This is a genomic window from Pseudonocardia sp. C8 (assembly GCF_014267175.1).
In the GTDB taxonomy this organism is placed as follows: domain Bacteria; phylum Actinomycetota; class Actinomycetes; order Mycobacteriales; family Pseudonocardiaceae; genus Pseudonocardia.
In genome coordinates, this window is sequence record NZ_JACMTR010000002.1 from 5,482,315 (window position 1) to 5,504,975 (window position 22,661).

Here is a 22,661-nt window from a genome sequence, read left to right on the forward strand (position 1 = left end):
TCGGTGCTGCGTGGCCGGCCCGGTCACGACGGTTCCCCACCGGGTGCCGTTCCCTCCCGGACGACCTTCCCGTCGCCGACCGCGAACCGGACACCGTCCAGCTCGGGCGGCACGTCCTCACCGACGGCGGCGGTCACCAGCACCTGCTCGGCGCCGGCGACCAGCCCGGCCAGCGCCCGCCGGCGGGCGGAGTCCAGCTCGGCGAACACGTCGTCGAGCACGAGGACCGGCTCGACGTCGTCGGCGTGCAGCAGCCGGTACGACGCCAGCCGCAGGGCCAGCGCGAACGCCCAGGACTCGCCGTGGCTGGCGTAGCCCTTCGCCGGGCCCTCCCCGAGCGCGAGCTCCAGCTCGTCGCGGTGCGGGCCGACCAGGCACACCCCGCGTTCGATCTCCTGCGGACGGACCTCGGCCAGGCGCTGCAGCAGCAACGCCTCCAGCTCCTCGGCCGTGGACGGCAGCTCGGCGACCCCCGCCGTCCCCAGGCTGGAGCGGTAGTCCAGGCCGATCGGGTCCGACGACGGGGCGATCTGCCCGAACGCCTCCCGGGCGTACGGCGCGAGCGCGACGACGAGCTCGCGCCGACCCGCCAGCAGCGCGGCCCCGGTGCGGGCCAGGTGCCCGTCCCAGACCTCGAGCGTCGTGAGGTCGTCCGGGAGGTCGGGATCCGACGGTGGAGCCGGCCGGGACCGGCCACGCGGCCCCCGCAGCGCCGGCTTCGCCGTCTTGAGCAGCGCCGACCGCTGGCGCAGCACCTTGTCGTAGTCCGCGCGGATCCCGGCGTAGCGCGGGAAGCGGGCGACGAGGAGCTCGTCGAGGAACCGGCGCCGCTCAGAGGGATCACCGCGCACCAGCGCCAGGTCCTCCGGCGCGAACAGCACACTGCGCAGGATCCCCAGCACGTCCCGCGGGCGGGACACCGGCGACCGGTTCACCCGGGCCCGGTTCTGCCTCCCCGAGTTGATCTCCAGCTCGACGCCGAGCTTCCGGCCGTGGTGGTGCACCTCGCCGCGGAGCAGGGCCTGCTCGGCCCCGCGCCGGATCAGCGGTGCGTCCGACGACACCCGGTGCGAGCCCAGGCTGGCGAGGTAGCCGATCCCCTCCACCAGGTTCGTCTTGCCAGCGCCGTTCGACCCGATCAGCACCGTGACACCGGGATCGAGATCGAGCTCGGCCTCCGGCCAGGACCGGAAGTCGGTGACCGAGAACCGCCTGAGGTACACCGCCCGGTCAGCCTCCCTGCCCGGTGCCCGGGCCGGCCTTGTCGCCGGGGACGCCGGACGGGCCGGACGCCTTCACCGCGTGCCCGCCGAACTGCTGGCGCAGCGCCGCGACCGCCTTCATCGCCGGGGACTCGTCCTGCCGGGACGAGAACCGGGCGAACAGCGCCGCCGAGATCACCGGCAGCGGGACGGCGTGGTCGATGGCCTCCTCGATCGTCCAGCGGCCCTCGCCGGAGTCGTCGACCCAGCCCTCGATGCCGGCGAGCCCCGGGTCGTCCTTGAGCGCGTCGACCAGCAGGTCGAGCAGCCAGGACCGGACGACGGTGCCCCGCGACCAGGCCTGGATCACGCCGGGCACGTCGGTGATCAGCTTGCTGGCCTGCATGAGCTCGAAGCCCTCGGCGTAGGCCTGCATGAGGCCGTACTCGATGCCGTTGTGGACCATCTTCGCGAAGTGGCCGGCGCCGACCGGGCCGGCGTGGGCGAAGCCCTCCTCGCGCAGCCCCTCCGGCCGGAGCGCGTCGAAGATCGGCATCGCGCGTTCGATGTGCTCGCGCTCGCCGCCCGCCATGAGGCCGTAGCCGTTGTCCCGGCCCCAGATCCCACCGGAGACGCCGCAGTCGACGTAGCCGATGTCGTGCGCCTCGAGCAGGGCCGCGTTGGGCGCGTCGTCGGTGTAGCGCGAGTTGCCGCCCTCGATGACGAGGTCGCCCGCCTCGAGGGTGGTGGCCAGGGTGGCGATCGTGTTCCGGGTCGGCTCACCGGACGGGACCATCACCCACACCGTGCGCGGTGCCTCGAGCGCGTCGGCGAGCTCCCGGAGCGACGCGACGTCGCTGACCTCCGGCCGGGGGTCGTACCCGACGACCTCGTGCCCGGCCGCGCGCAGCCGCTCACGCATGTTGCCACCCATGCGGCCCAGGCCGATCAGACCAATCTGCACTGCGGTGCCCCCTTCGAGTCGCGTGTCGCCGGCCCGCACGCGCGCGGACCGCGGCGACGTTCGTCGATCACGCCGGGGGCGAGTCTTCCCCTCCGGCACCGGGTGCGCCCGGCGGGGTCCGCTCCGGGCCGTGGCCCGGCCCGCGACCCGCCGGACGGGCGCGGTCAGCCGGGCAGGCGCACGGGCATCAGCAGGTGCAGGTAGCCGGCCTTCTCCGGGGTGGGTGCCTCGGCCGCGTCGTCGGTGGCGGGCTTCGGCACCGGCCGGACCAGCGCGGGCCGGTTCGGCGTGGTGAACGTCAGCTGCGCGCGGTCGGTGTGCAGCGCGCCGAGCGCGTCGAGCAGGTAGCCCGGGTTGAACGCGATGGTCAGCGGGTTGCCGTCCAGCGCGCAGGGCAGCTCCTCCTCCGCGGACCCGACGTCGTCGCCACCGGCGGCCAGGCGCAGCCCGTCCTCGCCGAACTCCATCCGGATCTGGGCGACCCGGTCGGCCACGAGCGACACGCGCTTGATCGCCTCGACGAGCATCGCGACGTCGAGCTCGACCGCCGTCGTGTGCTCGGCCGGGATGAGCTGCCGGAACCGCGGGAACTCCGCGTCGAGCAGCCGGCTCGTCGAGCGGCGGCCGCCGCCGGTCAGGCCGAGCATGCCGTCACCGGCCGACAGCGCGATCTCCACCGTGCCGGAGCCGGCGAGGGTCTTGGCGACCTCGGCGAGGGTCTTCGCCGGGATGAGCACCGCGGTCGAGATCGAGGCGTCCTCCGGGGACCACTCGAGCTCGCGGACGGCCAGCCGGAACCGGTCGGTCGCGGCGAGGGTCAGCTGGGAGCCCTCGATCTCGAGCCGGATACCGGTCAGCATCGGCAGCGTGTCGTCCCGGCCGGACGCCACGGCCACCTGGGCGACGGCGGCGGCCAGCGCGTCGGCCGCGACGGTGCCCGCCTTCTGCGGCATCTCCGGCAGCTGCGGGTAGTCCTCGACCGGCATCGTCGGGAGGCTGAACCGGCTGTTGCCGCAGTTGATCGTGGCCCGGGCACCGTCGACGACCAGGTCGACCGGCTTGGACGGGAGGGCCCGGGTGATGTCGGCGAGCAGCCGGCCCGACACGAGGGTCCGGCCCGGCTCGCCGACGGTCGCGTCGAGCTCGACCCGCGCCGAGGTCTCGTAGTCGAAACCGGAGACGGTCAGCTTCTCGCCGGCATCGGCGTCGGACTGGATGAGCACCCCGCCGAGCACGGGCACGGGTGGGCGCGCCGGAAGGCTGCGCGCCACCCAGGCGGCCGCGTCCGCGAGGACGTCGCGTTCGACCCGGAACTTCATCAAGGACCTTCCCCGGTAGCGCCCGGCCCCGGCCGGGGCCGTGGCGGGACGGCGATGCGGTGTTGCGTGTGGTGTGCGGCGGCCCCCGGATCCCTCCCCGGTGACGGCCGGGCCGGACGCCCGGAGCGGGCGGCGGCGGATCGGCCGGAACGAGATCGGAATCCCGGGTTCGCCGGGACCGCTCACGGTAGAGCCTCGCCCCGACAGTTTCCACGCCCACCCCGGGCGGTGATCGGCTCCCGTCCGGCGACGCCGCGTGCCCGGATCGTGGGCCCCCTCGTGTCCCCTCCACACACCTTGTCTTGGGGAAGAAGTAAGAGAAAGAGAAGACCAGTCGTAGAGACAGGTGCTGTGCACAGTGTGGATGGACGCCATCGGTGCTGGTCAGCAGGCCGCGTCGACTGGGGACGTGACCGTGGGGGCGTCGGTTGACAGCTCGGGCCGGCGGTGGACGGGTGGCGTCGACGGCCGTCCGTCCCCGATTCATCCCGGGTTCACCACAGAGTTGTCCACGGATCGCGGGCCGTCCGTCCACGGGCCCGGCGCCGTCCATCCACAGAGTTGTCCCCAGATGTGGGTGGAAACGTGGTGGATCGGAGACCCAGGGTGAGCGGGATCGCGCCGCGGACTGCGTCGGCGCGTCCCACGAACAACCCACATGCGTCTCACGCGTCTCGTGGTCGTCGACGGAGGGTGACGGCAATCCGGCCGCGGATGATCGATCGTCCGGGTCGCGCTGCGCCGAACGCCCGTTACCGGACGACGAGCGGGACGTCCGGGAGCGACACGCGGAGCGCGCCACGCCGAACCCGATCGGGATCCGCCGTCCCGCCGGTGAGGCGGAGCAGCCCGGCCGGAGAGCGGGGTCGCGGGGGTCCCGACCATCCCCGGTCGGCCTCGATCGCGCCGCAGAAGGGATCTGAGCGGCGTTGTCCGTGTGGGTGCGGCGGAATCGGTACCGGTGCGGGACGTGACGGGGGCTGCCCGGGCCGGGTGCGCCCCGGACCGGGGCGGCGGGCTGTGGAGAACCGGTCGCGGGCGTGGACAACTCCGTGACCGGCACGTCCGTGCCCCGCCCGGGGCGTGCTGATCGATCCGGGCGAGCCGGTGAACGACAGCTTCCGGTCGCACGCTGCTGCGTCAGGCCGCCGAGCGCGGCATGTCGTCACCCGGAGAGGGCGGGACGGTGCTGGTCGAGTCCGGCGCGGTGTTCGAGTTGCCCGTGGTCGCCCTTGATCTGGGCGACGACGTGCGGAGCGCCCCGGGTGCGGTGTTCGAGCTGCACCTTCTCGCCCCGCCAACGGCATGAACGTGCTGATCGACTCGAGCGCATCCGCCGAGACGCACGTTGTCGCCGTGCCGGGGGCCGGAGTGTGCTGATCGAGTTGGGGGCGTGCGGCGAGGTGCACGTTGTCGCCCCGCCCGAGGCAGGAACGTGCTGATCGACCCGCGACCGACGCTCGACGTGTGCGTTGTCGCCCCGGCCGGGGCGACAACGCGCTGATCGATCCGGGCGTGGCGGGTGAGGTGCCCGTTGTCGTCCTGGAGTGGGCGGCAGGGTGTTGATCGATCTGGGTGCGGGGCTCGAGTTGCGCGTTGTCGCCCTCCTCGGGGCGACAGCGTGTTGGTCGATCTCGGCGCGGCGTTCGAGTTGCGCGTTCGCGCCCTGCCCGGGACAGGAGCGCGCTGATCGATCCCGGCGCGGGGCTCGGCACGCACCTTCTCGCCCTTCCAGCGACGGAAGAGTGCAGATCGATCCTGCCGCAGGGATCGATAAGCACGTTGTCGCCGTGCCTGGGGCGGGAGGGTGCTGCTCGACACTTGGTGCGGGCTCGATGCGCGCGTTGTCGCCCTGCCTGGGGCGGGAGCGTGCTGCTCGACGCCGGCGCGGGGCTCGGCACGCACGTTCTCGCCCTTCCAGCGGCGGAAGGGTGCTGCTCGACACTTGGTGCGGGCTCGATGCGCGCGTTGTCGCCGTGCCGGGGCGGAAGGGTGCTGCTCGATGCCGGCGCGACGCCGATACGCACGTTGTCGCCCGGCCCTCGGCGCGATCGTGCCGATCGCGGGGCGCAGGCGCCGGGCTGTGGATCACCCGGCGCACGGTGTGGATCAGTGCCGGGCGCGCAGCTTGATCCGCGCGGTCAGCTCCTGCACCTGCTCGAAGGTCTTCCGCCGGAGCGAGATCTCGTTGCGGATCTTCTTGTCGGCGTGCATGACGGTCGTGTGGTCCCGCCCGCCGAAGGTCTGCCCGATCCGCGGCAGCGACAGGTCGGTGAGCTCGCGGCACAGGTACATCGCGATCTGCCGGGCCTGGGCGAGCGCCTTGGTCTTCCCGGGCCCGGAGAGGTCGTCGAGCGTCACGCCGAAGAACTCGGCGGTGACCGCCATGATCGTCGGAGCGGTGATCTCGGAGGCCGCCGAGTCCGGGATCAGGTCGCGCAGCACGATCTCGGCGAGCTGGGTGTCGACGGCCTGCCGGTTCAGCGACGCGAACGCGGTGACCCGGATCAGCGCGCCCTCGAGCTCGCGGATGTTGCGCTCGATCCGCTCCGCGATGAACTCCAGCACCTCGCCGGGGACGGCGAGCCGGTCCTGCGCGGCCTTCTTCCGCAGGATGGCGATCCGGGTCTCCAGCTCGGGCGGCTGGATGTCGGTGATCAGGCCCCACTCGAACCGGGTGCGCATCCGGTCCTCGAGGGTCTCCAGGCGCTTCGGCGGCCGGTCCGAGGAGACGACGATCTGCTTGTTCGCGTTGTGGAGGGTGTTGAAGGTGTGGAAGAACTCCTCCTGGGTCCCCTCCTTGCCCTCCAGGAACTGGATGTCGTCGACGAGCAGGACGTCGACGTCCCGGTAGCGCCGCTGGAACGCGACCTTGCGGTCGTCGCGCAGGGAGTTGATGAAGTCGTTCGTGAACTCCTCGGTGCTGACGTAGCGCACCCGCATCCCGGGGAACAGCCGCTGGGCGTAGTGCCCGACGGCGTGCAGCAGGTGGGTCTTCCCCAGCCCGGACTCGCCCCAGATGAACAGCGGGTTGTACGCCCGCGCCGGCGCCTCGGAGACCGCGACCGCGGCCGCGTGGCTGAACCGGTTCGACGCGCCGATGACGAAGGTGTCGAACGTGTAGCGCTCGTTGAGCCGGGTCTGCGACCGCGGCGCGACCGGGTCACCGGCCTGCGGGGCGGTGTAGGCGGGCCACGAGGTGCCGCCGCCGTTGTCCCGGGACGCGGGTTCCGGCGTCGCGGACGGGGTGGGCGCCCACCCCCCGGTCGACGCCGGCGCCGGCTCGGCCGGGTAGCTGCGCTCCGGGCCGGGATCCGGGGCTACGTCGGGGGTCTCGTCGTCGGGGGCGGTGTCCGCCTCGACGTCCGCGGGGCTCGCGGCCGGGTCCACGCCGCCGTCGAGCGCGGTGGACCCGCCGACCTCGACGGTGCGGCCGCTGCCGGTGTCCCGGGCGCTGTCCCCGGCGGTCGCGACCCGCGGCAGGCCGAACCCGGGCGGGTCGGGCACCTCGGTGCCGCCCGAGGCGGCGGAGGCGTCGACGACCACGGCCAGGTTGACGGCGACGCCGAGGTGCCGGCCCAGCGCGTCGCTGATCGGCCGCCGCAGGATGCGCTCGATGGCGTCCTTGGCGAACTCGCTCGGTGCGGCGAGCAGCGCGGTGCCGTCCAGGAGGCCGAGCGGCCGGGTGAGACGGAGGAACGCCCGCTGCTGCGGGGACAGCGACGGTGTCCCGGATTCCGCCGACGATCCCGACAGGTCGGCGATGACCCGGTTCCAGACCGCGCCGAGATCGCCCGGCTGGTCGGTCATCCGCCGTTCCCCCTCCCGCTCGACCGCGGTCCGCGGCAGTTCTCCCGCGGAGCACGCCGCGCTCTCCGTCCGGACGCGTCCGCTACTACCGGGGGTCGAAGCATCCCCAGAGTTGTCCACACTTGTGCGTAAAGGTACGCAGCCGCGTCCGCCCGGCGCGCGGTGGGGCGGCCGGGCGGGATCGTGTGTGGCGTCGGTCGTGGTGCGGACGGTCACCCGCCCGCCGGTGACGGGCGGCCCGGCGACGCTAGCAGCACCGGCCGGGCCGGCCGGGCGCCGGGGAGGTGCCGCACGGAGGGGCGGATCGACGAGGGCGGGGGCGGTTTGACCCTCTCGAAACGCGCTGCGTACCCTTGACGACCGGACACTGGTCGGAAGGGCGTGTCGCGCCCGGCCGCCACGGCCTCGTGCTCGCACGCGGGGCCGGTGCGACGACCGGTGACCCACGAACCCCGTGCCAGTGACCGCAGAGATCTCGGCGTCGCAGGGTGCCTGCGAGCCGCCGACCAGGAGAGCCGACCGTGAGCAAGCGTACTTTCCAGCCGAACAACCGCCGCCGGGCCAAGACGCACGGCTTCCGGCTGCGCATGCGCACCCGTGCCGGCCGCGCGATTCTCGCCGCGCGCCGCCGCAAGGGGCGCACCAACCTCTCGGCCTGACCGGCCGGCGCCCCCACCGGCCCGCGCCGTGCTGCCGGCACGCGCCCGGCTCACCCGCCGGCCCGAGTTCGCCTCGACGATCCGGCGTGGCCGGCGCGCCGGCCGGCCGAGGCTGGTGGTGCATCTCGACCTGACCCGCCCCGGCGGCGTGCCCGAGCACGCCTCGCCGCGGGCGGGTTTCGTCGTGAGCAAGGCCGTGGGCAACGCGGTCGTCCGGCACCGGGTGACCCGCCGCCTGCGGCACCTGGTGGCCGACCGGCTGGACACGCTCCCGGCCGGGGCGGAGCTCGTCGTCCGGGCGCTGCCGGCGGCGGCGGACGCCACCTCGGTCGAGCTCGGCGCGGATCTCGACTCGGCACTGCGGGCGGCCCGCCGGCCGCGCCGGCCGAAGCCGGCCACGGACGGCGCGCGATGAGCGCGCCCGACGCGGACGTCGTGGAGGAGGACCCGGTGGACGACCCGACGCCACCCCGGACGCTCGGTGCCCGGGCCGCGGTCGCGGCCGTCCGCTGGTACCAGGTCTGGATCTCTCCCAACCTGCTGCCCAGCTGCCGCTTCCATCCGAGCTGCAGCGCGTACGCCGTCGAGGCGTTCACCGTCCACGGGCTGGTCCGCGGCGCGGGTCTGACCGTGTGGCGACTCCTGCGCTGCGCACCGTGGCACCCTGGCGGGTGGGACCCGGTGCCACCACGGGGCGGCCGGAGACGCCGCGGGTCCGCGCCCGCCGGCGTGGACCCGGACGCGGCACCCACCGACCCGCCCCGAACCGAAGGCCTCTAGAACGGCGCGCGGACCGACCTGACGACCCCGAGGAGCAACACACCCGTGCTGGACTTCATCTACTACCCCGTCAGCTTCATCATGTGGGTCTGGCACAAGGTGTTCGGCTTCGTGCTGGGCGAGGCGAGCGGCTTCGCCTGGGCCCTGTCGGTCGTCTTCCTGGTCTTCACCCTCCGGCTGATCCTCTACAAGCCGTTCGTCAGCCAGGTCCGCTCCATGCGCAAGATGCAGGAGATGGCGCCGGAGATGCAGAAGCTCCGGAAGAAGTACGCCAACGACCGGCAGAAGCTCGCCACGGAGATGCAGAAGCTCCAGCAGCAGAACGGCGCCAACCCGCTGATGGGCTGCCTGCCGATCCTGGTGCAGATCCCGGTCTTCATCGGCCTGTTCCACGTGCTGCGGGAGTTCAAGCCGGGCAAGACCGAGAACTACTTCTTCAACGCGCAGGAGAACGCGTCGTTCGTCGACTCGAGCCTGTTCGGCTCGAAGCTCGGCTCCGCGATCTGGCCGCTGCAGAACACCGCGTCGGTCGAGGCACTCGGCGGCAACTACGTCTCGCAGTGGCTCGTCATGATCCCGCTGATGATCATGGCCGGCATCTTCACGCACATCACCGCCCGCCACTCGGTGGCCCGCCAGCAGGCGCAGGTCGCGGCCGGCACCGTCGCGTCCAACCCGCAGACCGAGATCATGCAGAAGCTGATGCTCTACGTGTTCCCGATCGGCGTCGTCGTCGGTGCCCCGTTCCTGCCGCTGGCCGTCCTCGTCTACTGGGTCTCCAACAACCTGTGGACGCTGTGGCAGCAGCACCACGTCTACAAGAAGATCGACGCCGAGGACGCGGAGAAGCAGGAGAAGGCCGCCGAGTCGGCCCGCGCGCTCGCGCCGCGGCCCGGCCAGAAGCCGGTCCGCAAGAACGACACCCCGCCGGCGAAGAGCGACGCAGGGAAGACCGACGAGCCGCAGGACGGCGACGGGACCGCGACCGGCTCCGACGGCGCCTCCGCGGGCACGCCAGGTGCGAGCGGCCCGAGCAGCGCGAACGGCGCGACCCCCGCGGCGGGTCCGGCCCGGAACGGATCCAAGAACGGTGCCAAGAAGCCGGGGGCGAAGCCGGTGCAGCGCCGTTCGGGAACCAAGTCCAAGCGCGGCAAGCGCCGCTGAGCCACGCCGAGTCAGACTCGGGCGCCACGAGGCCGCCGGCGGACCCCGACCGCCGCGCCGCCCGGGTGCCGCGAACCCGCGTTCCGCAAGGGAGAGGAGATGCCCGTGCCCGCCACTGCGAAGGGCCCTGCAGAGGGTGCAGACGTGCAGGACAAGCCGTCCGGTGAGGACCTGCTGATCCAGGAGGGCGATGTCGCAGGCGACTACCTGGAGCGCCTGCTCGACATCCTGGACTACGACGGCGACATCGATCTCGACGTCGAGGGCGGCCGTGCCGTCGTCAGCATCGAGGGCAGTGAGAACGACGCGGACCTGCAGAAGCTGGTCGGTGAGAAGGGCGCCGTCCTGGAGAGCCTGCAGGAGCTGGCCCGGCTCGCCGTCCAGCAGCAGCTCGGCTCCCGCAGCCGGCTGATGCTGGACATCGGGGGCTGGCGGCGGCGTCGCCGGGACGAGCTCACCGAGCTCGGGTTGGAGACGGCCAAGGAGGTCAAGGCCTCCGGCGAGGCGGTCCGGCTCCGTCCGATGACGCCGTTCGAGCGCAAGGTCGTCCACGACGCCGTCGCGACGGTGAAGGGCGTGGTGAGCGAGAGCGAGGGCGAGGAGCCGCGCCGCCAGGTCGTCGTGCACAAGAAGTGAGCGGCCCCGACCAGCTCCCGACCCCGGAGGTCGCGCGGAAGGTCTTCGGCGAGCGGACCGAGCCGGCCGCCCGCTACGTCGAGCACCTCGCGACCTCCGGGATCGAGCGCGGCCTCATCGGGCCGCGCGAGCGGGACCGTCTGTGGGACCGGCACGTCCTCAACTGCGCGGTGCTCGCCGAGGTGGTACCGCCCGACGCGAAGGTCGTCGATGTCGGCTCGGGCGCGGGCCTGCCCGGGATACCGTTGGCCCTGGCCCGCCCGGACCTGCGGATCGTGCTGATCGAGCCGCTGGCCCGGCGGGTGGACTGGCTGGACGAGGTGCTCGACGACCTCGCCCTCGACGTCACCGTCGAGCGGGGGCGCGCCGAGGAGCCCGCCGTTCTGCGACGATGGGAGGGCGCGGACGTGGTCACCGCCCGGGCCGTCGGGCCGCTCGCCCGGCTCGCGGGGCTCTGCCTGCCCCTGCTGCGGCCCGGAGGTGCGATGCTGGTGCTCAAGGGTGCCTCCGCGCCGGACGAGATCGCGCGTGACGCCGCGGCGGTCCGGACGCTCGGTGGCGGTGAGGCCCGGATCCACGAGGTGGGTGCCGGAGTCGTCGAACCCCTGACCACGGTGGTCGAGATCCCGCGCATCGGCGTGCCCCGCCGTCGAGGGAGGAAGGAACGGCGATGATGAGCAGGACACCGTCCTCGGCTGTTCCACGTGAAACATCGACGGAGAGAGGGTCGCGCGTGAGTCTCGGATGGACCCCCATCGCGGACGAGGCCGAGAGGGCCGCCCGCGTGCTGCACCCTGATCGTCACGGCATGCCACGACCCGCCGAACGACGTGTCCTGACCGTCGCCAACCAGAAGGGCGGCGTCGGCAAGACCACCAGCACCGTCAACCTGGCCGCGGCACTCGCGATGCACGGCATCCGGGTGCTCGTCATCGACCTCGACCCGCAGGGCAACGCCAGCACCGCGCTGGGCGTCGAGCACCGGACCGGGACACCGTCGGTGTACGAGGTGATGCTCGGTGAGATCCCGCTCGAGGAGGCGGCCGTCGCGAGCACCGCCTCGCCGAACCTCCTCTGCGTCCCGGCCACGATCGACCTGGCCGGCGCCGAGATCGAGCTGGTGAGCATGGTGGCCCGCGAGTCGCGGCTGTCCCAGGCGCTGAACGACGAGACGCTCGCGAACCTCGACCTCGACTACGTCCTCATCGACTGCCCGCCCTCCCTCGGGCTGCTGACGGTGAACGCGCTGGTGGCAGCCTCCGAGGTGCTGATCCCGATCCAGTGCGAGTACTACGCGCTGGAGGGCCTCGGCCAGCTACTGTCCAACATCGACCTGGTCCGGTCGCACCTGAACACGTCGCTGCACGTGTCGACGATCCTGCTGACCATGTACGACGGTCGCACCAAGCTGGCCGACCAGGTCACGTCCGAGGTCCGCCAGCACTTCGGACCGACGGTGCTGCGTACCGTCATCCCCCGCAGCGTGAAGGTTTCCGAGGCACCCGGCTACAGCCAGACGGTGCTCGCCTACGACCCCGGGTCACGTGGGGCGATGAGCTACATCGACGCCGCCCGGGAGATCGCCGAGCACGGCGCGACCGGGGCGTATCGCGCGGGTGGGCGCTGACATGGCGGAGCGCAAGGGTGGCCTCGGCCGTGGCCTCGCTGCGTTGATCCCGACCGCGCCGCCCGAGCCCGAGCCGGAGGCGCCGCCGGCCGCCGAGAGCGGCAACGGTGCCCCGCAGCACCGGCCGGTGGCGTCGGTCCGGCGCGCGGATCCCGAGTTCGAGACCCCGGTTGTCGACGGCGGTGCGGAGTACCGCGAGATCCCGCTGAAGCGGATCGTCCCCAACCCGAAACAGCCGCGGACCCAGTTCGACGAGGAGCAGCTCGCCGAGCTCGAGCACTCGATCCGCGAGTTCGGCTTGCTGCAGCCGATCGTCGTCCGGCGGGCCGGCCGCGACTACGAGCTCATCATGGGTGAGCGCCGGTGGCGAGCCGCCCAGCGGGCCGGGCTCGAGACCCTGCCCGCGATCGTCCGGCACACCACGGACGACGTGATGCTCCGGGACGCGCTGCTCGAGAACATCCACCGCGTCCAGCTCAACCCGCTCGAGGAGGCGGCCGCCTACGAGCAGCTGCTCGACGAGTTCGGCGTGACGCACTCGGAGCTCGCCGACCGGCTGGGCCGGAGCCGCCCGGTCGTCACGAACATGATCCGGTTGCTGAAGCTGCCGGTGACCGTGCAGCGCCGGGTCGCTGCGGGTGTCCTGTCCGCCGGGCACGCGCGCGCGTTGCTCGGGCTGGAGGACGCCGGGCAGCAGGAGGAGCTCGCCACCCGGATCGTCGCGGAGGGCATGTCGGTGCGGGCGACCGAGGAGGCCGTCGTGCTCGCCCGGCAGGAGGGGCCGGCCCGGGAGCGGCGTGCCCGCCGCCGGGCCGAGCAGCGCCCGGAGTTCACGGAGATGGCCGACCGGCTGTCCGACACCTTCGACACCCGGGTGAAGGTGGAGATGGGGCAGCGGAAGGGCCGGATCGTCGTCGAGTTCGGTTCGGTCGAGGACCTGGAGCGGATCACCGGGATGATGGGGCTCGACGGGCAACGCTGACCCTCCCCTCCCCTGCGGCCGCCGTCACTCCGGAGACGGCGGCCGTTGCCGTACCCGGGCCCCGGGTCCGGTGCGCCGGGCGGAACGGCAGAGGCGATCTGAGGGCGCTCTGAGAGCGCCGCTGACGGGGTGAACCTCCATCGGTGGTGCGTGTGGCCGGAGGCCCGTTCAGGCGAGGTCTCCGGGCCGATGAGGCCCGCTCCTCCGCTACTTGATCGTGTCAGTCCGCGGTGGACCGGTTTCACGTGGAACATGTTTCGGTGCATCAGGTCGGCGATGGCCAACCGGTCGCGCCGGGCTCGGTGGTCCCGGTGCGCGGCCGCGGCCGCCTGACTGTGCTGATCACGGATCGGGAGCAGATGCGGCCATCGTTGGCCGGATCGCCTCCCGATCCGTGATCAGCGCGGGGCTGGTTCGCGCATGCCCGGCGCGAGACGGTGTCCAGCGGGGCCGGTCCCGGAGCTCGGCCGGCAATCCGTCGGGACATCGAGCCGGCGCTGCCCGCCGTCTCGATGACGACGGCGGGCTCACGGCGGCGTTCAGGACCCGGCTCGTGCCTCGCCGACCCGGCGTGTGGTCCGTCCCGAGCCTGCTGCCGCCGAGCCCTGCCCTCGGCGACGAGGCCTTCGGGGCTCCCAGCCCACGGCACCGCCGAGGACGAACGCGAGTGCCACCCCGGCAGTGCCCGCAGCGGTCACTAGCTGAGTCGAGCGCGGTTCGGATCTCGCCCGTGCGGTCGGCCGGTCTAGCTCACGTTGCCGGTGTCCTCGTGGTCCGCGGTCGCCGCTCTCTCGCGGCGTCCGGTGCGCCGCGGACGGAGTGAGGGGCGCCCGCGTGCCGAGGCGAGATCCGCCCGGAGCTCGGCCGGCGCAGTATGCGCTCGATGGCCCGAGGTGGCCTCCGCCGCCGGCGGCCGCCCCGAGCACCCAGAGCTGTCGCGAACGGGCGAACGGCGTCCCGTGCGGGACCGAGAGATCGTGTCCTCCCGCGTCATCGGGTGGGGGCTGCTTCACATGGAACCCGGCAGCGCTTCCGAGGCGAACGCGCCGGTTTCACGTGAAACGGCACCGGGTGCGCCGACGGCCGTGCCGAGGCCGAGGCCACCACCCGCAGCTGCCCGCGTGCAGCGTGAACCCGGTTTGGGCACGCCCCCGGACGCTCGGTGCCACGGACGCGCGGCCGGTGTCATCGTTCCGTGCCGCCCGCCGCGGTGGGCGGTAGGTCCGTCCTGCGACCTCGCTGATCGGGACAGCGAAGTCGTGACCCCGGCAGTTCCCCCGCGATCCCCGGCCCCGCCGGTCCTCTGGTCCGGTCGGTGACCATCGGACGGTCCGGCGGGTCCCGCCGCCCGTCCGGGGTGGCACCGCGCGGGTTTCACGTGAAACGAGGCTCGCCGGGCTGCGGCTGCGTCGACGGCCGGCGCCGGCGACGGTTCCGCGGTGAGTGTCGCGCCGGCGGTGCCGATGGTTCCCGCGCCGGCGCTCGCCCCCGACCGAGTTTCGTGTTTCACGTGGAACACGCGCGCCGATCGCGGGAGCATCGTCCGATGCTGACCGATGCGGACCGCGCCGCCCGCACGCAGTCCGCCGTCGACGCGGCGGTCGGTGCGGCGCGCAGGCTCGGGTACTCCCCCGGGACCCCGGAGGTCCTGCACGACCTGTTCTCGGTCGTCGTCGCGCTCGACCCGGAACCGGTTGTGGTCCGGGTGCCGACGGTTCTCCCGCCCGGTCACGACCCGGAGCGGCAGCGGGCCCAGCAGCGCCGGGAGGTGGCCGTGTGCCGCTGGCTCGCCACGTCGGGACACCCGGTCGTGGCGCCGATCTTCTCGGACCAGCCCGTGGCCGAGGGCGGGTTCTCGATGACCTTCTGGACCCGCGTGCACACGCTCCCGCCCCCGGAGCCGTCGCCGGCTGCGGCCGGTGCCGGCATCGCCGCGATCCATACCGCACTCCGGTCCTGCCCGCTCGAGCTGAACTGGATGCAGCCGATGGACGACACGATCCCGGCGATGCTCGACGCGCTCCGCGCCGACCCGGCCTACGTCTCCCCTGACGACCGCGAGCGTGCCGTGCGGGAGTGGGATGCGCTCGCCCCGGTGCTCGGGGACCGGGCGGGTTTCGTGTCCCGGTTCCCCCGGGCACACCTGCAACCGCTGCACGGGGACGCGCCGGCGCACAACGTCCTCACGACGCCCACCGGTCCCGTCGACTCGGACTTCGAGCACGTCTCGCACGGACCGGTGGAGTGGGACCTGACCTTCGTCGGTCCGGAGGTCGTCTCCGCCTACGAGGACGCCGCCGGACACGCGGTCGAGCCGGAGGTGCTCGCGCTCTGCGAGGCGGCCCGGCTGGTGCAGCTCGTCGCGTGGTTCGCGATGGTGCCGCAGCAGCCGTCGCTCGGTGAGGGCATGCGGCCGCTCCTGGAGCAATGGCGGGACTCCCCGCCGTGCGGCGGCGTCCTCGACGAATGATGTTCCACGTGAAACCGCGCCCCTACCGGGCGGCCGCGCGCTTCACGAGGGCCTGGTAGACGGTAGCGAGATCCGTGCCGTCGGCGGCGACCGCCGTCGGCAGCAGCGACGTGTCGGTCAGTCCCGGTGACACGTTCATCTCCAGGACGTGCACCGCACCGGCCGGGTCGACGATGGCGTCCATCCGGGAGACGTCCCGCATGCCGAGCAGCTGGTGCGCGGCGAGCGCCGTGTCCGCCAGGACCGCCAGCACGTCGTCCGGTAGCCGGGCCGGGCAGTGGAACGCCGCGGCGCCCGGGGTGTAGCGGCAGGTGTAGTCGTAGAAGCCGGACGGCACCTCGACCTCGACCGGCGGCAGGGCGCGCGGCTCGCTGTCGCTCCCGCCGTCGTGCACGATCGAGACCGCGACCTCGGTGCCCTCGACGAAGCGCTCGACGAGGACGGTCTCGGCGTAGGCGAAGCTGCTGACCATCGCGGCCGGCAGGTCCTCGGCGCTGCGGACGACCTGCACGCCGAGCGCCGACCCGCCCTGGTCGGGCTTCAGCACCAGCGGGAGGCCGAGCCGGTCGACGATGGCGCGCAGCACCCCCTGCGCGCCCAGCTCGCGGAACGTCGAGTGCGGCAACGCCACCCAGTCCGGCGTCGTGAGCCCGGCCCGTACCAGCTCGGCCTTCACGCTCGGCTTGTCCCAGGCCCGACGGCACGCACCGGAGGGGGTCCCGATGAACGGGATCCCCAGCAGCTCGAGGACCTGCTGCACGGCCCCGTTCTCGCCCTCGCCGCCGTGCAGCGCGACCGCGACGACGTCCGGCCGGTCGGTGTGCAGCCGATCCAGCAGGGCGCTGTCGACGTCCCACTCCCGGACGTCGACACCGTTCGCACGCAGCGCGCCCGCCAGGCGTCGCCCGGATCGCAGCGACACCTCGCGTTCGTGGGACAGGCCTCCGGCCAGCACGGCCACCGTTCGATCGCTCACCCGGGCATTCTGCGGCATGCCCGGAGACGGGAACGCCCCGGACCGTCCGGCCCGGGGCGTTCCACGTGAAACATGCGTCGATCAGGTGGTGTCCGGCGACGGCGTCTGCGGTCCCCGCGCCAGCTCGGTGCGCGCCGACGTGCCGAAGGTCCGGACGACGTCGAGCTCGGCCTCCAGCACCGCCGCGAGCCGCCGCACGCCCTCGGTGATCCGCTCCGGGGTCGGGTAGCAGAACGAGAGCCGCAGCTGCCGGCTGCCGAACCCGTCGGCGTAGAACCCGGTCCCGGACGCGTACGCCACCCGCGCGGTTACCGCGCGCGGCAGCATCGCCTTGGTGTCGACGCCCTCCGGCACCGTGAGCCAGACGAAGAACCCGCCGTCCGGCACGGTCCAGCTGCACCCCTCGGGCAGGTAGGTCTCCAGCGCGGCGAGCATCGCGTCCCGGCGCTCCCGGTAGTTCTCGCTGAACGTCTTGATCTGGCTGCGCCAGTCGTGGTGCGACAGGTACCGCGACACCAGCATCTGCGTGAACGACGGCGGGCACAGCGTCGCCGACTCCGCGGCGAGCACGAGCCGGTCCCGCACCAGCGGCGGCACGAGCGCCCAGCCGACCCGCAGCCCCGAGGCGAACGTCTTCGAGAACGACCCGAGGTAGATGACGTCGGCGTCGTACGACCGCAGCGCCGGATGCACCTCCCCGGTGAACCCGAGCATCCCGTACGGGTTGTCCTCGATCACCATGACGCCGTAGCGGCGGCACAGGTCGAGGATCCGCGGGCGCCGTTCGTGGGCCAGCGTCACGCCGGCCGGGTTGTGGAAGTTCGGGATCGTGTAGAGGAACTTCGGGGTGATTCCCTTGCGGGCCAGCGAGTCCAGCGCCTCGTGCAGCCGCTCCGGCACCAGTCCGCGGGAGTCCATGGCGACATGCACGACGCGCGCCTGGTAGGCGGCGAAGCTGCCGAGCGCGCCGACGTACGACGGGCCCTCGGCCAGCACGACGTCACCCGGGTCGACGAAGATCCGGGTCAGCAGGTCGAGCGCCATCTGCGAGCCGACGGTCACGACGACGTCGTTCGGGTCGCCCTCGATCCCCTCCTCCCGCATGACCTCGCAGATCTGCTCGCGCAGCTGCGGGACACCCTGGGCCGAGCCGTACTGCAGCGCGGTCATGCCGTCGACACCGACCAGCTCGGCGACCTCGGAGGCCAGCGACTGCAACGGCAGCGCCGCCAGGTTCGGCATCCCACCCGCCAGCGAGACGACCTCGGGCCGGCTGGCGACCGCGAACAGCGCCCGGATCTCCGACGCCGTCATCCCGGCCGTGCGGGTGGCGAACCGCTCGGTCGGGGGCAGCAGGGCCGGATCGATGCCCTCCCCTGCCGCTGCGGCCGCCGCCCCGGCCGCGGTGCGGCGGGCGTCGGGCTGCTGCGGGCGGTCGGGCGAGGCCATCGGCGTGCTCCCCTTCGACGAGATCAATGGTGCTGCGAGTGTAACCGCGCCGGGTGATCGCCCTGCCCTTCGTCGTGACGAACGTACCGGTGAGCCGTTCCGGGGTGACGCAATTGCGGGAACGCGCCTACGCTCGGACCCAGGCGGGGCGAGATCATGGGGTGCCGTTCCGCGCACGTGCGCGTCTCCCGCGCGACTACGACAGCCGGAGGTCGGTGTTCGTGTCCTGGCATGTGGCCGCGCTCAATCTGGACAACCTGGGCGATCTTCCCAAACGGTGCCGGAACTGCGTCTACTGGGAGCTGTCGCCTGCGCTGGCCGAGCAGGCCGACGGCTACGGCACGACCGACCTGGAGAAGGAGGCGTGGCTCTCCGAGGTGCTCCTCGAGTGGGGCTCCTGCGGCCGGGTGGTCTACGTCGGCGGCGCGCCAGCCGGGTACGTGCTGTTCGCCCCGCCGGCGTCCGTCCCCCGGGCCGCGGAGATGCCGACCGGGCCGGTCAGCGCGGACGCCGTCCTCCTGACCACCATGCAGGTGCTTCCGGAGTTCGCCGGTGAAGGGCTCGGCCGGGCACTGGCCCAGGCCGTCGTCAAGGAGCTCATCCGGCGCGGGGTGAAGGCCGTCGAGGCGTTCGGTGACGCCCGACCGGGCACCGAGGCCGACTGCGTGGTCCCGGCCGACTTCCTGCGCTCGGTCGGGTTCAAGACCGTGCGGCCGCACCACCGCTGGCCGCGGTTGCGGATGGAGCTGCGTTCCGGGCTGGAGTGGAAGTCGGACGTCGAGGCCGCGCTCGAACAGCTGTTCAACACGGTGACGATCCCCATGCAGAACCCGGCCCCGCTCCCGACCGCCACCCCGGCCCGCGCCGGCCGGTGCCAGGGTGCGGGCGCGCCGGTGGCGGAGCACAGCGGCGATCTCAGGGCGCCCTGAGCGGGTCGATGATCGACTGGGAGACCGGGTCCCGGGTGCGGGGCCCGGGACCCCCGGAACCGGCCTAGACGGCCCGGATGTGGTCCCGGCCGTACTCCCGGGCCAGCACGTCGTTGAACGTGAACGTGCCGGTGGGCTGGTCGTCCTGCCCGAGCAGGTACAGCCGCTTGACGGCGACGAGGATGCCCTCGGCGACGACGTCCCGGAAGCCCGGGTCGAGCAGCTTGCCGCGGTCCCCGAGGTGGGTCAGGTAGCCGGTCTCGACCCGCACCGCCGGCATCCGCGTGCGACGCACCAGCTCCCAGGTGCACGGCTGGCTGCGGCAGTCGAGCATCGACGTCCGGGTGAGCAGCTCGCGCTGGATCAGGCCGGCGAGCGCCTCGCCCACGTTCGAGGTGGTGCCCGAGCCGTTGCCGAAGTAGTAGGTCGCGAGGCCCTGAGCGTGCGGGCTGAAGCTGGCGTCGGTGTGCAGCGACACGACGAGGTCGGCGCCGACGTCGTTCGCGAACTGGGCGCGCTCGGTGTCCGGCGGGTTCCCGGCCTCCGGGCGGGACAGCAGCGCCTCCATGCCGGTGGCGGACATCCGCCCGACCAGGCGGCGGGCCAGGTCCCACATCAGGTCGGCCTCGGTGACGCCGGCGACCTCGACACCGCGGTCGGCGCCGCCGTGCCCGGGGTCGATGACGATCCGCTTGCCCCGCATCCGGGGGCCGGCGCGGCGGAGCAGCTCCTCCTCGCGCAGCAGGTGCGGGCGGCCGCCGGTGACCTTGCGGCCCAGCTGGCGCAGCGCGCGCAGCGTCTCCGGGCCGCACACACCGTCCGGGACCATCCCGTAGTCCCGCTGGAACCGCATCAGCGCCTGCTCGGTCTGCTGGTCGAACAGCCCGCTCGGGCGGCCCGGGTTGTAGCCGAGCTCGAGCAGCCGCTCCTGCAGGGTCGCGACGTCGTCACCGGTGGTCGGGGTGGACAGCGTGAACGACAGCATCCGGTCGCCCAGCGACCAGCCCGCCTCGCGGAGAGCGCGGGCGGTGTCCGGGCCGACGATGCCGTCGGTGATGAGCCCCCGGCCCTGCTGGAAGACGCGGACGGCGTGGTCCACCTCGTCGTCGAACACGGGCCGCTCCGGACCGCCCGCAGGCATTTCCGGCAGCAGACCGAGCTGCCGCAGCGTCGCTCGGACCTCGCGTACGGCAGGACCGGAGTCCCCGCGCCGGAGCAGCTGCATGCACCCCTCGCTCGCAGTCGACAGGCGCCGCGGGCGCCCGGTGATCGGTCGGTCCACTCGGTGACCCGAGCGGGTGGCCGGGTCCCATTGTGCCCTGCTGAGCTCACGGCGCAGTGCAGCGGGGCAGACACGCGCGTGTCCCGGCTGTGATCAACCGGGACACGCAGCGTGATCTCGGTGCGCTATCCGCGCACGAGCGAGGGGATCAGAGGTGGTCGGCGAGGTCCGCCAGCAGCGCGGCCTTCGGCTTGGCACCGACGATCTGCTTCACCGGCTTGCCACCGCTGAACAGGATCATGGTCGGGACCGACATCACCTGGTAGTCGCGAGCGACCTCCGGGTTCGCGTCGATGTCGAGCTTGGCGACGGTGAGCTTGTCGGGGTTCTCGCCCGCGATCTCGTCGAGCACCGGGGCGACCATCTTGCAGGGGCCGCACCAGGTGGCCCAGAAGTCGACCAGAACCGGCTTCTCGCTCTTCAGGACGTCCTTGTCGAACGAGCTGCTGGTGACGTCGATGGTGTTGGCCATGGGTTCTCCTTCGGGTGCGAAGTCCGGGGGACGGTCAGTGCGCGGCCTGGGCGACCTCGGCCACGGGGGCGTCCCCGTACCCGCCGCCGGCCAGCTCGGAGCTCACCGGGTGCCCGGCGAGCCACCGCTCGGCGTCGATCGCGGCCGAGCAGCCCGAGCCGGCCGCCGTGATCGCCTGCCGGTAGGTGTGGTCGACGAGGTCGCCGCAGGCGAAGACGCCGGGGAGGTTGGTGTAGGTGCTGCGGTCGGTGACCTGCACGTAGCCCTCGTCGTCCAGCTCGACCTGGCCGCGGACGAGCTCGCTGCGCGGGTCGTGTCCGATCGCGACGAACATCCCGGTGACGTCGAGGGTGTCGGTCGCGCCGGTGACGGTGTCCCGCAGCTGCAGCTGCTTGACCGCGCCCTCGCCGACCACCTCGGTGACCTCGGCGTTGGTGCGCCAGCGCATCTTCGGGTCGTTCTGCGCGCGCTCCAGCATGATCTTCGACGCCCGGAACTCGTCGCGGCGGTGGATGATCGTGACGGTCTCGGCGAAGCGGGTGAGGAAGGTGGCCTCCTCCATGGCCGAGTCGCCGCCGCCCACGACCGCGATGTGCTGGTCACGGAAGAAGAACCCGTCACAGGTCGCGCACGAGCTGACGCCGCGGCCGAGCAGCTCCTGCTCGCCGGGGACGTGCAGGTAGCGGGGCGCGGCACCCATCGCGAGGATCACGGCACGGGCGCGGAACGTCTCCCGCCCGACGCGGACCTCCTTGATCTCGCCGTCGAGCCGGACCTCGTCGACGTCCTGCGGGCGGAGGTCGGCGCCGAAGCGCTGGGCCTGGCCGCGCATCTGCTCCATGAGCTCCGGGCCCATGATGCCGTCGGTGAAGCCCGGGTAGTTCTCCACGTCGGTCGTGGTCATCAGGGCGCCGCCGAACTGGCTGCCCTCGAACACGAGCGGGGCGAGCTGGGCCCGTGCGGCGTAGACCGCCGCGGTGTAGCCCGCGGGCCCGGACCCGATGATGATCACGTTGTGCACCGTGTCGTCGGTGGTCACCAGTACTGATCCCTCCTGGCGCGACCCGGTCGACGGGCGCGATGACGGGGCAGGTGCGGGCCCGGCCGGGCGGCCGGCCCGCATCGTGGCTGTCGTAAGGCTCGAACGCGATCCTAGACAGCGGCATTCCCGGCCGCCCCCGCGCCGGACGCGCGCTGCGTCACCTCCGGTGGCAGCCGGGCCCCGTCACGGGACGGTGGTCTCGGCGAGGACGCGGCCACACCCCGCCGCGACGACGACGACCCGGTAGCGGCCGGTCTGCGGTGTCCCGAGGACGAGCAGGACGCCCGGCTCCCCCGCCACCGGGTACGGGCGGGACGCGACGAGCGGGGCCGCCGCGCCGGGGTCCCGGGCGGTGGTCAGGCAGGCCCGCACCCGGTCCGGATCGGCGGCCGCGCCGTCGGCGACGGCCCCGGCGGCCGCGGCGCGCAGGGCGTCCGGAGTCGTGGCGGCGATCGGTGCGGGTCCGGGCTCGGGACGCCCCAGCACCGGGAGCGCGACGAGGGCGCCGACGACGGCCGCCGCGGCCAGGACGACGCCCGCGCGCCGGGCCCGGTGCGGGATCCGGGCCGGGGCGGACGCGTTGCGGCCGCCGCACGACCGGCTCGCGTTCCGGTCGGCCGCGGTCCTTGTCGCGGCGTGTGCGGTCCGGTCCGGGTGGGCGCTCCCCGCGAGCGCCGCGGCGAGCTGCGCGCGGAGCCGGGCCGAGACGTCCGCGGGCATGGGGACCGGGGCGAGCGCGGCGGCGACGGCCTCCCGGAGCTCGTCCGGCGGGGCGCCGGCAGGGGTCGGTCCGGTGTCTCCGGCCGGGGCCCGGCCGGATCCGGCGCCAGGGTGGCCCGTGCGCGCCGGATGGATCCCCGTCGCATTATCGTCAGAGATACTGTTATTGGTTTCCCCA

At 73.2% G+C, this 22,661-nt stretch carries 21 protein-coding genes; 11 read left to right on the top strand and 10 right to left on the bottom strand.

Annotated features, from left to right (window positions below):
* Nucleotides 1–23: 23 nt before the first annotated feature.
* The 3 genes from recF to dnaN form a co-directional block, all read right to left on the bottom strand.
* Nucleotides 24–1,223, bottom strand: a complete 1,200-nt coding sequence (gene recF / locus H7X46_RS26065) for a DNA replication/repair protein RecF (protein WP_186361859.1) — start codon at nucleotides 1,221–1,223, stop codon at nucleotides 24–26.
* 7 nt (nucleotides 1,224–1,230) lie between these two features.
* Nucleotides 1,231–2,166 (bottom strand): phosphogluconate dehydrogenase (NAD(+)-dependent, decarboxylating), encoded by a 936-nt coding sequence (gnd, locus tag H7X46_RS26070; protein ID WP_186361860.1) that lies wholly within the window; start codon nucleotides 2,164–2,166, stop codon nucleotides 1,231–1,233.
* A 164-nt stretch (nucleotides 2,167–2,330) separates the two neighbouring features.
* On the bottom strand, nucleotides 2,331–3,485 hold the full coding sequence (gene dnaN / locus H7X46_RS26075) for a DNA polymerase III subunit beta (protein ID WP_186361861.1): 1,155 nt from the start codon (nucleotides 3,483–3,485) through the stop codon (nucleotides 2,331–2,333).
* A gap of 1,159 nt (nucleotides 3,486–4,644) precedes the next feature.
* Here dnaN and H7X46_RS26080 point away from each other — a divergent pair.
* Nucleotides 4,645–4,794: a hypothetical protein gene (locus H7X46_RS26080; RefSeq protein WP_186361862.1), complete on the top strand. Its 150-nt coding sequence runs from the start codon at nucleotides 4,645–4,647 to the stop codon at nucleotides 4,792–4,794.
* An 800-nt stretch (nucleotides 4,795–5,594) separates the two neighbouring features.
* Here H7X46_RS26080 and dnaA read toward each other — a convergent pair.
* A complete protein-coding gene (gene dnaA / locus H7X46_RS26085; RefSeq protein ID WP_186361863.1) occupies nucleotides 5,595–7,295 on the bottom strand; it encodes a chromosomal replication initiator protein DnaA in 1,701 nt (566 codons plus the stop codon).
* A gap of 521 nt (nucleotides 7,296–7,816) precedes the next feature.
* On the opposite strand from dnaA, the gene rpmH reads away from it, so the two are divergent.
* The 9 genes from rpmH to H7X46_RS26130 all read left to right on the top strand — a co-directional run bounded on the left by rpmH (nucleotide 7,817) and on the right by H7X46_RS26130 (nucleotide 15,613).
* Complete coding sequence (rpmH, locus tag H7X46_RS26090) at nucleotides 7,817–7,954, top strand: 50S ribosomal protein L34 (protein ID WP_186361864.1); 138 nt, start codon at nucleotides 7,817–7,819, stop codon at nucleotides 7,952–7,954.
* Nucleotides 7,955–7,982: 28 nt separating this feature from the next.
* Nucleotides 7,983–8,369: a ribonuclease P protein component gene (rnpA, locus tag H7X46_RS26095; protein ID WP_186361865.1), complete on the top strand. Its 387-nt coding sequence runs from the start codon at nucleotides 7,983–7,985 to the stop codon at nucleotides 8,367–8,369.
* Nucleotides 8,366–8,734 (top strand): membrane protein insertion efficiency factor YidD, encoded by a 369-nt coding sequence (gene yidD, locus H7X46_RS26100; protein ID WP_186361866.1) that lies wholly within the window; start codon nucleotides 8,366–8,368, stop codon nucleotides 8,732–8,734. The genes rnpA and yidD overlap by 4 nt, the downstream gene beginning before the upstream one ends.
* Nucleotides 8,735–8,779: 45 nt before the next feature.
* On the top strand, nucleotides 8,780–9,898 hold the full coding sequence (yidC, locus tag H7X46_RS26105; protein ID WP_186361867.1) for a membrane protein insertase YidC: 1,119 nt from the start codon (nucleotides 8,780–8,782) through the stop codon (nucleotides 9,896–9,898).
* 105 nt (nucleotides 9,899–10,003) lie between these two features.
* A complete protein-coding gene (locus tag H7X46_RS26110; protein WP_370588976.1) occupies nucleotides 10,004–10,534 on the top strand; it encodes a protein jag in 531 nt (176 codons plus the stop codon).
* Nucleotides 10,531–11,208 carry a 16S rRNA (guanine(527)-N(7))-methyltransferase RsmG gene (rsmG, locus tag H7X46_RS26115; RefSeq protein ID WP_186361869.1) on the top strand — a complete coding sequence of 226 codons (678 nt, stop codon included), beginning with the start codon at nucleotides 10,531–10,533 and terminating at the stop codon, nucleotides 11,206–11,208. The genes H7X46_RS26110 and rsmG overlap by 4 nt, the downstream gene beginning before the upstream one ends.
* On the top strand, nucleotides 11,208–12,161 hold the full coding sequence (locus H7X46_RS26120) for a ParA family protein (RefSeq protein ID WP_255426225.1): 954 nt from the start codon (nucleotides 11,208–11,210) through the stop codon (nucleotides 12,159–12,161). Before rsmG ends, H7X46_RS26120 begins: the two co-directional genes overlap by 1 nt.
* Nucleotide 12,162: 1 nt before the next feature.
* Nucleotides 12,163–13,143: a ParB/RepB/Spo0J family partition protein gene (locus H7X46_RS26125; protein WP_186361871.1), complete on the top strand. Its 981-nt coding sequence runs from the start codon at nucleotides 12,163–12,165 to the stop codon at nucleotides 13,141–13,143.
* Between the two features lie 1,546 nt (nucleotides 13,144–14,689).
* Nucleotides 14,690–15,613, top strand: coding sequence for a phosphotransferase family protein (locus tag H7X46_RS26130; protein WP_186361872.1), 924 nt, complete (start codon nucleotides 14,690–14,692; stop codon nucleotides 15,611–15,613).
* A gap of 22 nt (nucleotides 15,614–15,635) precedes the next feature.
* Here H7X46_RS26130 and H7X46_RS26135 read toward each other — a convergent pair whose 3' ends face one another.
* Nucleotides 15,636–16,589, bottom strand: a complete 954-nt coding sequence (locus H7X46_RS26135) for a D-alanine--D-alanine ligase (RefSeq protein WP_186361873.1) — start codon at nucleotides 16,587–16,589, stop codon at nucleotides 15,636–15,638.
* 81 nt (nucleotides 16,590–16,670) lie between these two features.
* Nucleotides 16,671–18,038 carry a PLP-dependent aminotransferase family protein gene (locus H7X46_RS26140; RefSeq protein WP_222131443.1) on the bottom strand — a complete coding sequence of 456 codons (1,368 nt, stop codon included), beginning with the start codon at nucleotides 18,036–18,038 and terminating at the stop codon, nucleotides 16,671–16,673.
* Nucleotides 18,039–18,259: 221 nt separating this feature from the next.
* On the opposite strand from H7X46_RS26140, the gene H7X46_RS26145 reads away from it, so the two are divergent.
* Nucleotides 18,260–18,967 (top strand): GNAT family N-acetyltransferase, encoded by a 708-nt coding sequence (locus H7X46_RS26145; protein WP_186361874.1) that lies wholly within the window; start codon nucleotides 18,260–18,262, stop codon nucleotides 18,965–18,967.
* Between the two features lie 64 nt (nucleotides 18,968–19,031).
* On the opposite strand, the gene H7X46_RS26150 is transcribed toward H7X46_RS26145, so the two are convergent.
* From H7X46_RS26150 to H7X46_RS26165, 4 genes are all read right to left on the bottom strand, one after another.
* Nucleotides 19,032–20,192 (bottom strand): N-acetylmuramoyl-L-alanine amidase, encoded by a 1,161-nt coding sequence (locus tag H7X46_RS26150; RefSeq protein WP_186361875.1) that lies wholly within the window; start codon nucleotides 20,190–20,192, stop codon nucleotides 19,032–19,034.
* A 205-nt stretch (nucleotides 20,193–20,397) separates the two neighbouring features.
* On the bottom strand, nucleotides 20,398–20,721 hold the full coding sequence (trxA, locus tag H7X46_RS26155; RefSeq protein WP_186361876.1) for a thioredoxin: 324 nt from the start codon (nucleotides 20,719–20,721) through the stop codon (nucleotides 20,398–20,400).
* Nucleotides 20,722–20,755: 34 nt separating this feature from the next.
* On the bottom strand, nucleotides 20,756–21,760 hold the full coding sequence (gene trxB, locus H7X46_RS26160) for a thioredoxin-disulfide reductase (protein WP_186361877.1): 1,005 nt from the start codon (nucleotides 21,758–21,760) through the stop codon (nucleotides 20,756–20,758).
* 186 nt (nucleotides 21,761–21,946) lie between these two features.
* The gene (locus tag H7X46_RS26165; RefSeq protein ID WP_186361878.1) at nucleotides 21,947–22,483 is read right to left on the bottom strand and encodes a hypothetical protein; all 537 of its coding nucleotides are present in this window, start codon (nucleotides 22,481–22,483) and stop codon (nucleotides 21,947–21,949) included.
* Between the last annotated feature and the right edge of the window lie 178 nt (nucleotides 22,484–22,661).

Coding starts and splice junctions, on each gene's coding strand:
- H7X46_RS26125 (WP_186361871.1), top strand. CDS start 12,163: ATGGCGGAGCGCAAGGGTGGCCTCGGCCGTGGCCTCGCTGCGTTGATC.
- H7X46_RS26130 (WP_186361872.1), top strand. CDS start 14,690: ATGCTGACCGATGCGGACCGCGCCGCCCGCACGCAGTCCGCCGTCGAC.
- yidD (WP_186361866.1), top strand. CDS start 8,366: ATGAGCGCGCCCGACGCGGACGTCGTGGAGGAGGACCCGGTGGACGAC.
- H7X46_RS26165 (WP_186361878.1), bottom strand. CDS start 22,483: ATGCCCGCGGACGTCTCGGCCCGGCTCCGCGCGCAGCTCGCCGCGGCG.
- dnaN (WP_186361861.1), bottom strand. CDS start 3,485: ATGAAGTTCCGGGTCGAACGCGACGTCCTCGCGGACGCGGCCGCCTGG.
- H7X46_RS26150 (WP_186361875.1), bottom strand. CDS start 20,192: ATGCAGCTGCTCCGGCGCGGGGACTCCGGTCCTGCCGTACGCGAGGTC.
- H7X46_RS26080 (WP_186361862.1), top strand. CDS start 4,645: ATGTCGTCACCCGGAGAGGGCGGGACGGTGCTGGTCGAGTCCGGCGCG.
- H7X46_RS26120 (WP_255426225.1), top strand. CDS start 11,208: ATGAGCAGGACACCGTCCTCGGCTGTTCCACGTGAAACATCGACGGAG.
- H7X46_RS26140 (WP_222131443.1), bottom strand. CDS start 18,038: ATGGCCTCGCCCGACCGCCCGCAGCAGCCCGACGCCCGCCGCACCGCG.
- dnaA (WP_186361863.1), bottom strand. CDS start 7,295: ATGACCGACCAGCCGGGCGATCTCGGCGCGGTCTGGAACCGGGTCATC.
- trxA (WP_186361876.1), bottom strand. CDS start 20,721: ATGGCCAACACCATCGACGTCACCAGCAGCTCGTTCGACAAGGACGTC.